Below are 13,066 nucleotides of genomic sequence, written 5' to 3'. Positions count from 1 at the left end.
TTCAAACTCCTCACACATCAAATTCGTCGAAAATTTTGATTTTCTTCAAAAACGCCGTAAGCTCGGCGGCGGAATGAAAACCTAACTTTTTAAGAATATGGCTGATATGCGTTTTCACCGTTTCCATCGACACAAACTCCGCCTCTGCGATTTCGCGCCGTTTCTTGCCTGCGTAAAGATGTTTTGTAATGCGCTTTTCCGCGTCGGTAAGACGCGAATAGTTGTTTATAAAAAACAGAAGGCTCTCCTCGCGGTTACGCGCAAGGGTAAGACTTTCTTTTAACTTTTTCGCAAGCAGAGGGCCGAGAAAAAAGTCATTTTTGTAAACCATTCTTATGGTGCTCAAAATATTCGCGCCGTCGTCATTTTTCAAAATGTAGTCCGACGCACCGGCAAGGTATGCGTCCATCATAAATTTGTCGTTGTTGTGCACCGTCAGAATAATCACTTTAGCGTCGGGCATAATCTCTTTAATTCGCTCCGTTGCGCGTATTCCGGCGGTTTCGTCCTCAAGCTGAATATCCATTAAGATGATGTCGGGTTTTGCCGATTTTGCGCGCTCTATTGCCTCTCTTCCGCTTTCCGCCTCGCACACAAGCGTCATATCGGCGCACTCCGACACAAGTGTGCAGAAATGCTCTCTTATGCTTTCAAGGTCGTCAACCACCATACATTTTATTTTTTCCATTTCAATCTCCTTTTGTGCGAAATTGCAGAGGATTTTTCTAATCCGCCGGCAGAATTATCTGAAATTCGGTGTATTCCGAAAGCTTGCTGTCAACGTCGATATATCCCAAATGAGCCTCGGCAACGTTTTTGACGTAAGCAAGCCCCAGCCCCCAGTTTTTGAACGACTTTTTGGTAGAATTAAACGGCTTGAAAATGCCGTCTATATCCTTTTTCGCAATGCCCGTGCCGTTGTCCCTCACACTCACGCAAAGCCACGGCTTTTCAAACCAGATTTTAATTTCGATTTTCTTTTCGTCTTTCGGCACTGTTTCCAAAACCTCTTTCGCGTTTGCCAAAAGATTGTAAAACATCTCCTGAAGATAGTCAAAATCGCCGTACACCGCCGCCATATCGTCATAATACGATTTTATAACTTTAATATTTGAAAAATCTATTCTTCCCACCGCAAAGTCCATACATTCGTCAAGGCAGACCGACGTCAGATTAAGCTCTAAATTATTGTTGTAAATTTCAAAAAACTTGCTTGCCTGTGCCGAAAAAGCGTCTATATTGCTCTTGATGTCGCAGAGCGCCTTTCTGCATTTTTCGGTGCCGAAATTTTTCATTGCCTTGTCCTGCAAAAAATCTATCGAAAGCATAACGTTTTTGTAGCTGTGGAACAAATGGCGCATATCGCCGAACAGAATTTTAAACTTCTGATTTGCCTTTCTGCGCCGTAAAAACAGGTATTCCTCGGGAAGATTGAACCGAAGTATCACATACGACGCAACAATCAGCGATGCCGCAATAATCACCGGCACGTAGATATACAGCGTTTCGTCGTATATTAAATTTATGCTTGTATAATCGTAAATATCGGTGTTGTCCATAAAAAATTTCAGCGGTGTAAAACGTATGATAAAAACATATAAAATCTGCAAAAGCAGTATCGCCGCGAAAATTGCCTTCAGATGCCGTTTTTTGAAAAGAAGCACGGTAGAAAAATAATTCTGCATTATCGAAATGTAGGGACAGAGCGAAAAAATGAGCATATACACCGTGCCGTAAAGCGAAATAAACCGCCGTGCAACGCACGCAAATGCAAGATTTTTGTTCACGCCTATGTAAACGTATTCCGAAACGGCGGTGGAATTTACAAAAATGTATATAAGGCTCATCACCGCATAAAGCACGAAATACCGCCGTGTAACCCCCTGGCGCGCGGTGTAAACGTCGCGCACGGTGACAAGCACCATTGCAAGCTGAAAAATCACCACCGCGATAATTAAAATCCATTTTATATCGTAAAAACTTATTTTTATATTGCTGATAAAACGGTAAATTATAAACTCAATCTGAAAAAAATAGCGGTAAACCGTCATTTTCGTTATGTAGAGCATAAGCGACAAAAGCAGGAGAACAATGGAGAAAAACGCCGTGACAAATCCGAGCGTATATCTGCCTTTTATTTTCGTTATGCCCACAAGAAGAATAAGCAAAACCGCAATAATTATGCCGATAAGCACGCGTCTTTCCTCCTTTTGATATGATGTTTTCCGCCGTCTTTATTATACAATATTTGTACATAATTAACAAAGGGTGATTTTTTGTCACCCCTTGCAAAATTTATTTTTTAAATTCAACCGACGTTTCGGTTATGCAGTAATTATCGTCCCATTCGGGCGCCCTGAAATGGTTCCACAAATCGGCGGTTTTAAAGAACGACGCAGGACCTACGCTGTAGCTCTCGCCTGCCTTTAAATGGTGCGGTCCGAGAAGATTTCTCAAGTTGTTTGTAATCGTTATTTCAAGCTCGTTTGCACCCTCTTTCACATACGGCGAAATATCCGCCTCGTACGGGTGCCAGATTATTTTTGACGCACTTTTGCCGTTAACGCCGACCTCGCAGACGTTTATGCCGTGCGCAGTGTATTTAAGTTTGAGATTTGTATTTTTCGCGTCAAACTTTTTCGCAAGCGTGATTTTTCCGGCAAAGAACAAAAATCCCTGCTGTTCGATATTCTGCAAATTCACGCATTTTTGCGGTGCGTCAATGTAAATTTCGCCTTTCGTTCTCACTGCGTTTTTGTCAAGCTTTTCAAACCCTCCGCGCGCCTTTGCCGAAAAGTTTCCGACAAGATACATCGCCTCGATTTCGTTGTCATATGTAAGCTTGTTTTTCTCGCTTTCAAAAATACGCGATTTTTCAAGATTTTCGTAAATTTCATCGCGCTGAACAAAATCGCACTCGGTTTCGATAACGTTTCCGCCCGTTTTAAGATGCTTTGAAATGTCCGATTTTCTAAAGGAAATGTCAATGTAATTTCCAACATCGCAAAACTTGTATTCCGCGCCGTTGACGGTAAATTTGAACTTTTCGGGAGTTTCGCATACAAGAAAAATTTCGTCGGGAACAGCGTCGCACACAAAATCGAAAACGCACTTAACGTTTACGCGTTTTTTAAATCCGCACGCAATTTGCTGAACCGAATTTATATGCACTCTGCCGTAGGATTTTCCGTCTATATAAAGGTCGCAGAAATCGAGCACAAACGCGTTTTCATCCGCCTTTTTTATCTCCCATTCGCCGTTTAAAACAAGGTTTTCAAGCGGTTCTTCCTCGGTTTTTTCTGTTTTTTCGCCCGTATCGAAAAGCACAATGCTGTCGGTCGGCGCAAAGGTGTATTCACCGCAAAAATCCTCGGTTTTGCCCGTCATAATGTCAAATTTTTTGTTTCCTGCAAAGAATTTGCACTTTTGCTCTTTGCCCGTGCTGTTCACAAAATAGTGCATTGTAAAACCGTCAAATTCGCGCTTTGTATAGGTGATTTCCGCGGTGTCGCACACCCTGTTTTCAGCTAAATTTTCAATGTCCTCAAAACGCACGATTTTACCGCCGTTTTTCTCAAACTGTGCAAGAAGATTTTTCGTATTTTCAAAAAAGTCTTTGTGCGCCGGCAAAACCACCGTTTTGTAGCGCTGATTGCCGATAATAAAGGTGTTGCCGTCAACGCGCGCGTGACGCTCCATCATAATTTCGTCGCCCAAATCAAACAAAATGTGCTTTTGTTCAAGCACCGAAATTGCCTTATCCAGTGCGTCCTGATAATATTCCAAACCCTCATTTTCACCGTTGTCAAACGTAATCCACGCGCTTGTCTGGGGGTGGATTAAAAGCGTGTCAAATTCCGCACCGCCCTCCGCCAAAAGCATACCTATTCTGCTCATTGCCGAGGTGAACATTTCGTAATCGCCCCACCACGGCTGTTGATAATACATAGCCGGCGGATAGTCGCGCTTGCGTATTCCGCGCAGAGAATATCCTTCAAGATGCGGACACAAAAGATTTACACCGCGCACCGTCTGCCACTCGACAATCCATCTTAACTCCGCAAAACTTACGCTGTGACCGCACAGCCCGAAAACCTCGGTCAGCACCTGTTTTTTGCCCGTCTGGCGCGCAGCCGACGCAACCTGAATTTGAGGAAGAGGCGACGAAATGCGTCTGCCCAGCCAATCCATTGCAGGAATGTGATAATACTCGTAACTCGGCATAACCGCGCCGTTTGCGTTAATCTGAATACGCATATTGTCCTCAAGCACCAAATGCCCCGTAAATTTCAAGCCGTGCTTATCGCACCACTCAAAAATCTGCTTTGAATAGCTCTCGCTGAACAGCTTTGCAATAAGACGCCAAAACTTTTTGCGCGTATCCTCATATCCGTCCGTCTTTTTAAAAAGATGAACAAGCCTGTCGCACAAATTTTCGCCGTATTCCTTAAAATACTCGTCCGCAAGCACAAAACTCCACGGAATACCCTTTCGCGACACCTGCGGTTCGTCGGTGAAAATTCCCTCCAAACGGCCGCCGAACCTGTCGTAATACGGCTGATAAATCCTTTTTATAAACTCGGCAACCACGTTTTTGTCCAGTGTGTCAACGTAGAACGGGTTTATTTCATAGTAAAAATGATAGCCGTCCCTGTTGCAGATTGTGTGCTCGGTCTGTTTTTCGCCCTCCTCCATTCGGAGGTATTTCTGCTGATATTTTATACCCAGTCCGTTCACAATTCCACCGCCGAATCCGCTCGGCCAGCCGTTTTCGTCGTATGCCCACGCATACATTCCGCGCTTTTGCGCCTCCGACACACCGATTTCGACGTTTTCAAACCATTCGTCACCCATATATTCGGTCAAAAGACCGCCGCGCGCGTGCATAAAATATCCGCCGAGGCCCGCCTTGTCCATAAGGTCAATCTGACGCGCGGTTTCGGTTTTGTCAAGTTTTTCGTTCCACGACCAAAACGGCACGGGACGGTATTTTTTCGGAGGATTTTCAAGCATTTTGCCGGTTATTTTCGTCATAATTTTTCCCTCGTCTACATCAAATTTTCGTCGTAATGAGCGCGCACACCGCCGATGAATTTAAGTCGAGAACGTGCGCAGATAACGTTTGCCTCGCCGATTTTTTTAACCGAAATGCGGAGTGGAACGCAAACGGGCGCAATGTGCATACCGATGAGGGTTTCGCCGATGTCAATTCCTGCTTTTGCGCTTATTTTTTCCACAACGCACGGATTTTCAAATCCGCCGTATGCCGCGGTTGCAAACGAACCGCCCGCCTTTACGAACGGTACCGCGTTAACGCACGGATAGAAATATTTTTCCGCGGTTTCTTTCTCAACTACAAGCGCGCGGTTTAAATGCTCACAGCACTGCGCCGCAAGATAAATTCCCTTTTCTTTCAGCACCTCGTATGCCGAGCCGAACACCGCTTTTCCCACTTCTTCGCTGGAATTTTTGCCGATTGTACCGCCCGTTATTTCGCTGGACGAACAGCCGATTACAAAAATTTCGCCTTTTTGTATTTTCGACGCCTCGCATACCTCGCGCACCGCCGATTTTACCTGTTCTTTTATTGTTTCAAGCATAAAAACACTTCCTTATAATGTATGTTGATATTTTATTTTATCTTCGTTCCTCAATCAATTTCTGCGAATACAACTTATACGCCGCGGCGAGGGATACCGATTTTAACAACGGGTCAAATCCGTCAAGACGGGGAATTTTTTTATCCCCGAAAACCGACGCGCACGCACACTCCGCCGAGTCGCAGAAATCGTCGTAAACCGTGCTTGCTATGCCGTTTGCCGTCATTTTTTCGATAATCATTTTTATTTCGGACATCGTAAACACTTTTTTGAGCGTGATTATCACAAACAGATACGCGAGATGCTCGCGCGAATATTTCTTTTTGACGGGCGGCATAATCAGCTTGTGCTTGACGTAATTGTTAATCATTGTGGACGTGACGCCCTTTTCGTCCTTATCAAACAAAAACGCAAGCTTTTTTTCAAAAAAACTTATAAGCTGGTCCATATAAAGGTCGATTTCGGGCAGTTCCGCCCACCTGGGAAACACAATTTTTTCGTTTTTTTCTTCCAAAATCATCACCGCCTTATTTTCGCCCATTATACCACCAACACCCGAAAAAGTCAATCGCACGGCGCATTTGCACACCCTGTAAATTTTTGCCTTTTGTGCAATTTTACCAAAAATTTCGCCTTTTGAAAAATTTACAGTTTGTTAATACATTGACATATCGGAAGTTGTATTATATAATAGACATAATGAAATAGTATATTTTCACGTTTTTTGTCAAAATTGCTTTAAAAAAGCGTAAAAATAATATTGCTATATATTTTGATTTTAGAGGTGGTACAAAGTGAACGCAAGATTTTTCCAGCAGCTTATTCTCCAGATGAAGGACGTAATGAACAGGCATCTCGGAATGATTACCGACGGCGGATTTGTTATTTCCAGCAAAGAGGGCTGCATTTCGCCCAACGACCTCAACTGCGTTTTGAGCTTCACCGAGGAAAACACGGACACATTCACTTACAACGGCTTTACATACAAGCCCGTGCTCAATATGAACAAGGTTGACTATATAATTTTCATTCAGGGCGACGACACGCTTGCAAAAAATTATATAAACATTCTTCAGGTCAGCTTTTCGGGCGTAAAATCGCTTTACGACGACAAGCACGACAGGGTTAACTTCATCAAAAACATCATTCTCGACAACATTTTGTCGGGTGATGTTTTGGCAAAAGCCGCCGAACTTCACTTCCCCATTGAGGGCAAAAGGGCGGTTTATCTTATCCGTTCGGACAAAGATACCGATTTTTCGTCGTTTGAAATTATCGAAAATATGTTTCCCGACAAGCAGAACGATTTTATCGTCAGCATAGACCAGTCGTCAATCGTGCTTGTAAAAAGCTTCCCCGACGACGCGGAAAACATTGTGCTTGAGGACATTGCGCACGAAATTCACAACAATCTTATGAGCGAAAATCTTATGAAGGTGACAATCGGCATAGGCACGCTTATAAACAACGTAAGAGAAATTGCGCGTTCGTTCAAAGAGGCACGCGTTGCGCTTGAAGTCGGCAAGGTTTTCGACAACGAAAAATCTATCATCAGCTACGACAATCTCGGCATAGGCCGTCTTATTTATCAGCTTCCCACAACGCTCTGCGAGCTTTTCTTAAGCGAGGTGTTCAAGCGCGGTTCAATCGACGATTTGGACCAGGAAATTGTGTTTACAATTCAGAAATTCTTTGAAAACAACCTTAACGTTTCCGAAACGTCAAGACAGCTTTACGTGCACAGAAACACACTTGTTTACCGTCTTGACAAAATCCAGAAAATCACGGGTCTTGACCTTCGTATTTTCGACGAGGCTATTATATTTAAAGTTGCGATGATGGTTAACAAATATTTGCAGTCGAATGCCATCAGAATTTGAGGTGTAAAAATTGATTTTATTCAACAATGTGTCTATGGTTTATGAAAACGGCACAAAAGCGCTGGAAAACATAAACTTCTACATCGACAAGGGAGAATTTGTTTTTCTCGTAGGCTCGTCCGCCGCGGGAAAATCAACCATTATAAAGCTTATTATGCGTGAACTTGTGCCCTCTGAAGGCACAATCATCATAAACGAAACAAACACGTCGTTTCTCACGCACAAGCAAATTCCGTATTTCAGACGCAAAATCGGCGTGGTTTTCCAGGATTTCCGCCTTTTGCAGAACAAAAATGCGTATGACAACGTTGCGTATGCAATGGAAATAGTGGGTGCGTCGCGCCGTGAAATACGCAAAAACGTGCCGAACGTCTTATCGCAGGTAGGACTTACGGCAAAAGCAAAAATGTTCCCGTCACAGCTTTCGGGCGGCGAACAGCAGAGGGTTGCGCTTGCAAGGGCGATTGTAAACAGTCCGGCGGTGCTTATCGCGGACGAGCCTACCGGCAACCTTGACCCCGAAACCACAATGGAAATTATGCAGATTTTGGACGACATCAACAAACGGGGAACGACGGTCGTTATGGCAACACACGCGGAAAAAATCGTTAATATGATGCAAAAGCGCGTTATAGAGGTTGACCACGGCGCAATTTCCCGTGACGAGAAAAAGGGTGGCTACAATTATGTTAATTAGAAATTTAAAGAGAATGTTTACCGACGCGGTGCGCTCGGTTGTGCGCAACGGCTTTATGTCCATTGCGTCAATTCTCGTTTCGGTTGCGTGTCTTTTTGTGTTCGGCGTGTTCACAATGCTCACCATAAACATCAACTATATGGGCGAGCAGGCAGCAAACCAGTGCCAAATTCAGGTTTTTGTGGACGAGTCAATCACCGATGAGGCTGTTATAAACGGCATACGCGACCAAATAAAGAAAAATCAATATGTAAAAGACTTAACCTATCAGTCGGGCGACGACCTTTTCAACGAATATGTCGCAAGTATTCCAAAAGACCAGCAGGCATATTTTTCGGGCGTTCCGTCCAGCATTATAAGCGATATTTTTAAGGTTACGCTCACCGATATTTCGCAGACAAAATCGGTTGCGGACTACATTGCGAAAATCGACGGCGTAAAATCGGTTAAAAGCTTCGACAAACTCACGACAAACGTTCAGCGCATAACCAAAACCGTGCGCAACATTTCAATCTGGGTTGTAATAATTTTCGCATTTATAAGCATATTTATTATATCGAACACAATTAAACTCACCGTTCACAACCGACGAAAAGAAATCAACATTATGAAATACGTCGGCGCGACCGATTCGTTCATACGCGGGCCTTTCGTGACCGAGGGTATGCTGGTCGGCTTTATCGCGGCGGTTATCGCGTTTTTCCTCACCGAATACTGCTACAATTCGCTCCTTAAATTTATCGGCGGTTCGGCGGTTTCGGGAACGACAATTATCGCGTTTAAAACGTTCTCCGATATGGCTCTCATTATTGCCGGCGGATACCTCGCAATCGGCATAGGACTGGGCGCTATCGGCAGTGCGGTGTCTATGAGAAAATATTTGAAGGTGTAATGATGAAAAAAATGCAGACAAGAAAAATTTTAATAAAAGTTTGCGCGTGGATTGCTCTTGCCGCGTTTGCGGGGCTTACCATTTTAAGCGCGGCAATGTCGTCGGTTTACGCGGCAAAATCGTCGTCGCAGATTAAAAAAGAAATGGACGCGGCAAAAAAAGAAAAAAGCGCGGCGGCGTCACAGCACGAGGCTTTGGACGCGGAAATCACAAAAGTTTCCGAAAAAATTCACTCGCTTGAAGTGGATATTGACGCAAACCAGGTGAAAATCGACCAAACCGCGAAAGAGCTCGAAGAAGCAGAGGCGAAAAGCGCCGAGCAAAACGAGTCGTACATAACGCGCGTCAAATATATGATTGAAAACGGCGACCAGACGTATCTTGAAATGCTTTCAACGTCGAGCTCGCTCACTGATTTTTTGAACAGAATGGAAATCGTCAAAATGGTGTCGGAATACGATAAAAACCTTTTGGACACATTAAAAGCGACGGAGGAGAAAATCCGCACGCTCAAAGACGATTTGGACAAAACACAGGCAACGCTCAACGCAAATAAATCAAGCCTTGAGTCCAGCAAAGCGACGCTAAATACGAAAATAGCGCAGAATGAGGAACGCCAGAAAAAGCTTGAATCGGACATCGCGGCATATCAGAAAGCCTATGAGGCGGCGCAGAAACAAGAGGCGGCGGCTTGGGCGAGCGCACAGGCAAAAGTTTCAACAAACACAAAATTCGTCGGCGGACGGTTCGGCTGGCCGTCAGCGTCGTCAACGATTATCACGTCGCAGTACGGCAGACGTCTGCACCCTGTTCTCGGTACATACCGCGGACACGCCGGCATTGACATCGGCGCAGGCTACGGCACAAACGTTCTCGCCGCAAACGACGGAACGGTTATCGTTGCCGGCTACAATTCGGGCGGTTACGGCAACTACGTAATCATCGACCACGGCGGCGGATACACCACGCTTTACGGTCACAACAGCTCGCTTTGCGTGTCGGCAGGACAGAAAGTTACGCGCGGAACAGTCATTGCAAAATGCGGTTCTACGGGACTTTCAAGCGGTCCGCACATTCACTTCGAGGTGCGCGTAAACGGTTCGCCCGTAAATCCGCTTCCGTACGTTCAGAAGTAACACAAAATTAACGCAAACGCATTGCAAATGCAATGCAAATATAATTTCGGGAGATTTTATTTTTAATGACTAACAAACAAAAAACAGTCTATACAGTGCTGATAACCGCAGTTTTGACGTTTATCTCGTCAACTGTTTTGTACTTTGCGCTCGGCAGTAATATTGTTTATTTTCTCTCAAATAACCAAACCGCCGACGGAATTGCAAAGCTGAACCGTATCGATAAGCTTGTGGATAAGTATTTTTACGGCGACATCGATAAAAAAGAAATGCAGGACTGGGCATATGCCGGCTATCTTGCAGGTCTTGACGACCCGTATACCGAATATATTTCGTCCGGCGAATACGATTCGTTTACCGAAACCAGCACAGGAAATTACACAGGCATCGGTGTTGAGGTGACGAAAAACGGCGAAGAAACGGTGATTTCGGACATTTTCGAGGGCACTCCTGCCGAAAAAGCAGGATTTTTGCCGAATGACATAATCAAAAAAATCGACGGCAAGGATATGGCCGGCAAAGCTCTTTCGGAGGTTTCGTCGGCAATTAAAGAATACGCAGGTAAAACTTTTGCCGTTACCGTTGAACGCGGCGGCAAAATGATTGACATAAATGTTGAGCCGGGCGAAATTGAAACGGTTCAGGTTTCGGGCAAAATGCTGGACGGCGGTATTTCGTACATCAGAATTTCTATGTTTGAAGGACACTGTGCGGAACAGCTTAAAACCGCGCTTGACAACGCAAAAAATTCGGGCGCAAAGGGAATTATTTTCGATGTCAGAAACAACCCCGGCGGTGCGCTCGATATTATCACAAACTGCGTCGACCAAATTCTCGACGAGGGAATAATTCTCACTGTCCGCGACAAAAACGGAAAGGAGAACGTCTATAAAGCGAAAGACAAAGAAAAAATTGATTTGCCGATTGTAATTCTCACAAACGCGCAGACCGCAAGCGCGGCGGAGGTTTTCACAAGCTCTCTGCACGACAACGGCAAGGCGTACACCGTCGGCACAAAAACCTACGGAAAAGGCGTTGTTCAAACGATTTTTGACCTCGGCGACAAGTCGATTGCAAAGATTACCACGGCGAAATATTTCACGCCGAAAAATGTTTGTATCGACAAAATCGGTCTTGAACCCGACAAAAAAGTCGAGCTTGACGAAAAATATAAAAAAATGTCGGTAAAATATATCCCCGACGGCGAAGACGCACAGCTTATCACCGCCGTGGAGGTTATGAAAGAAAAAATAAAATAGGTAAAATAGTTTTAAAAAAGACGGGTAATACCGTCTTTTTTGTTGTTTTTAAACCGAAAATTCTTTAAATCCAACGGGGCTTTTGCGGGCATCGCCCCTACAGCACAAATATCTCCTCCGCTTTACAAATTTTATCAAATTTAATATTTACAAAATATCAAAAATATGCTATAATATAACGATAAATCTTACGAAAGGAAAAAACTGATGAAAGAAAACAAAATGGGCACAATGCCCATGACAAAACTAATTTTTTCGATGTCACTGCCCGCAATGTTTTCAATGCTTATACAGGCGTTATACAACATTGTCGACAGTATCTTCGTATCGTTTCTCGGCGAAAATGCGCTCACCGCGGTATCGCTCGTATATCCAATGCAAATGCTTATAATCTCGTTCGCGGTCGGCACGGGCGTCGGCGTAAACTCGCTCATATCGCGCAGACTCGGCGAAAAAGAATATGACGAGGCGTCGCACGCGGCAAATCACGGGCTTGTCCTCGGCTTTATCACGTGGATAATTTTTGCGCTTATCGGAATTTTCTTCACAAAACCGTTCATATCGTCTATGGCAAAAGGCGCGTCGGACGTATCTGCCGACATCATCAACTGGGGAGTAGACTATATGTGGGTTGTAATGGTGTTCTCGTTCGGTGTGTTCATCGAAGTCAGCATCGAAAAATCAATCCAGGCGACGGGAAATATGCTCTACCCTATGATTTTTCAGCTTATCGGCGCGGTGATAAACCTTATTTTCGACCCGATTTTCATTTTCGGATTCGGCTTTATCCCTGCAATGGGCGTAAAAGGCGCGGCAATCGCAACGGTTATGGGGCAGATTATCGCAATGTTCTATGCGCTCTATATCGCGCTGAAAAAAGATTTCCACGTTAAATTTACGCTGAAAAACTTCAAATTCCGCTTAAAAACGGTCAAAGACATCTACGTTGTCGGCATACCGTCAATCGTTATGCAAAGCATAGCGTCGGTGCTGATAACTTTCTTAAACAAAATCCTTATCGTGCTCACACCCACGGCGGTTACGGTTCTCGGCGTTTACTACAAACTTCAGTCGTTTGTGTTTATGCCTGTTTTCGGACTTACACAGGGTGTTATGCCGATTATGGGTTACAACTACGGTGCTCGCAACCGCAAACGTCTTGTTGATGCGGTTAAAAAAGGCACAATTATCGCGGCGGTTATTATGGCTGTCGGAACGGCAATTTTCTCGCTTTTCCCAAGACAGCTTCTTATGATTTTCAACGCGAAACCCGATATGCTTGAAATCGGTATGCCGGCACTTCGCATAATTTCGCTCAACTTTATACCGGCGGCAATCGGCATAATGTTCGGCACGTTTTTCCAGGCAATCGGCAAGGGCGTTTATTCGCTCACGGTGTCGTTTCTGCGTCAGATTGTACTCATTCTGCCGGTCGCAAAGTTTTTGTCGCAGTTCGGCGTTATAAACGTTTGGTTTGCTTTCCCGATAGCAGAGTCGTTCTCGCTGATATTCTGTATATTTATGTATATGAACGTGTATAAAAAGCAAATCAAAACAATGCAAACTTCTGTATAATGTGCATATTGACGTATTTTATAAAAA

General features: G+C 44.3%; 11 protein-coding genes. 6 read left to right on the top strand and 5 right to left on the bottom strand.

Annotated elements, in window-relative coordinates; genetic code table 11:
- Nucleotides 1–10: 10 nt before the first annotated feature.
- From H8706_RS04520 to H8706_RS04500, 5 genes are all read right to left on the bottom strand, one after another.
- On the bottom strand, nt 11–688 hold the full coding sequence (locus tag H8706_RS04520; protein ID WP_262431674.1) for a response regulator transcription factor: 678 nt from the start codon (nt 686–688) through the stop codon (nt 11–13).
- A 37-nt stretch (nt 689–725) separates the two neighbouring features.
- Complete coding sequence (locus tag H8706_RS04515; RefSeq protein ID WP_262431673.1) at nt 726–2,195, bottom strand: sensor histidine kinase; 1,470 nt, start codon at nt 2,193–2,195, stop codon at nt 726–728.
- Between the two features lie 100 nt (nt 2,196–2,295).
- Nucleotides 2,296–5,034, bottom strand: coding sequence for a glycosyl hydrolase family 2 protein (locus tag H8706_RS04510; RefSeq protein ID WP_262431672.1), 2,739 nt, complete (start codon nt 5,032–5,034; stop codon nt 2,296–2,298).
- 14 nt (nt 5,035–5,048) lie between these two features.
- On the bottom strand, nt 5,049–5,600 hold the full coding sequence (locus H8706_RS04505) for a TIGR01440 family protein (protein ID WP_262431671.1): 552 nt from the start codon (nt 5,598–5,600) through the stop codon (nt 5,049–5,051).
- Between the two features lie 37 nt (nt 5,601–5,637).
- Complete coding sequence (locus tag H8706_RS04500) at nt 5,638–6,141, bottom strand: DUF1836 domain-containing protein (RefSeq protein ID WP_262431670.1); 504 nt, start codon at nt 6,139–6,141, stop codon at nt 5,638–5,640.
- 253 nt (nt 6,142–6,394) lie between these two features.
- Here H8706_RS04500 and H8706_RS04495 point away from each other — a divergent pair, with 253 nt between their 5' ends.
- The 6 genes from H8706_RS04495 to H8706_RS04470 all read left to right on the top strand — a co-directional run bounded on the left by H8706_RS04495 (nt 6,395) and on the right by H8706_RS04470 (nt 13,039).
- Nucleotides 6,395–7,480 carry a PucR family transcriptional regulator gene (locus H8706_RS04495; RefSeq protein ID WP_178347341.1) on the top strand — a complete coding sequence of 362 codons (1,086 nt, stop codon included), beginning with the start codon at nt 6,395–6,397 and terminating at the stop codon, nt 7,478–7,480.
- 10 nt (nt 7,481–7,490) lie between these two features.
- A complete protein-coding gene (gene ftsE, locus H8706_RS04490) occupies nt 7,491–8,177 on the top strand; it encodes a cell division ATP-binding protein FtsE (protein WP_178347340.1) in 687 nt (228 codons plus the stop codon).
- On the top strand, nt 8,167–9,069 hold the full coding sequence (ftsX, locus tag H8706_RS04485; protein WP_178347339.1) for a permease-like cell division protein FtsX: 903 nt from the start codon (nt 8,167–8,169) through the stop codon (nt 9,067–9,069). The genes ftsE and ftsX overlap by 11 nt, the downstream gene beginning before the upstream one ends.
- A complete protein-coding gene (locus H8706_RS04480) occupies nt 9,069–10,205 on the top strand; it encodes a murein hydrolase activator EnvC family protein (protein ID WP_262431669.1) in 1,137 nt (378 codons plus the stop codon). The genes ftsX and H8706_RS04480 overlap by 1 nt, the downstream gene beginning before the upstream one ends.
- 65 nt (nt 10,206–10,270) lie before the next feature.
- Nucleotides 10,271–11,464 (top strand): S41 family peptidase, encoded by a 1,194-nt coding sequence (locus H8706_RS04475; protein ID WP_262431668.1) that lies wholly within the window; start codon nt 10,271–10,273, stop codon nt 11,462–11,464.
- Nucleotides 11,465–11,671: 207 nt separating this feature from the next.
- Nucleotides 11,672–13,039: an MATE family efflux transporter gene (locus H8706_RS04470; protein WP_262431667.1), complete on the top strand. Its 1,368-nt coding sequence runs from the start codon at nt 11,672–11,674 to the stop codon at nt 13,037–13,039.
- Nucleotides 13,040–13,066: the final 27 nt, after the last annotated feature.

The organism is Qingrenia yutianensis, from assembly GCF_014385105.1.
Lineage (GTDB): Bacteria > Bacillota > Clostridia > UMGS1810 > UMGS1810 > Qingrenia > Qingrenia yutianensis.
This window is presented reverse-complemented; position numbering and strand designations above follow the sequence as displayed.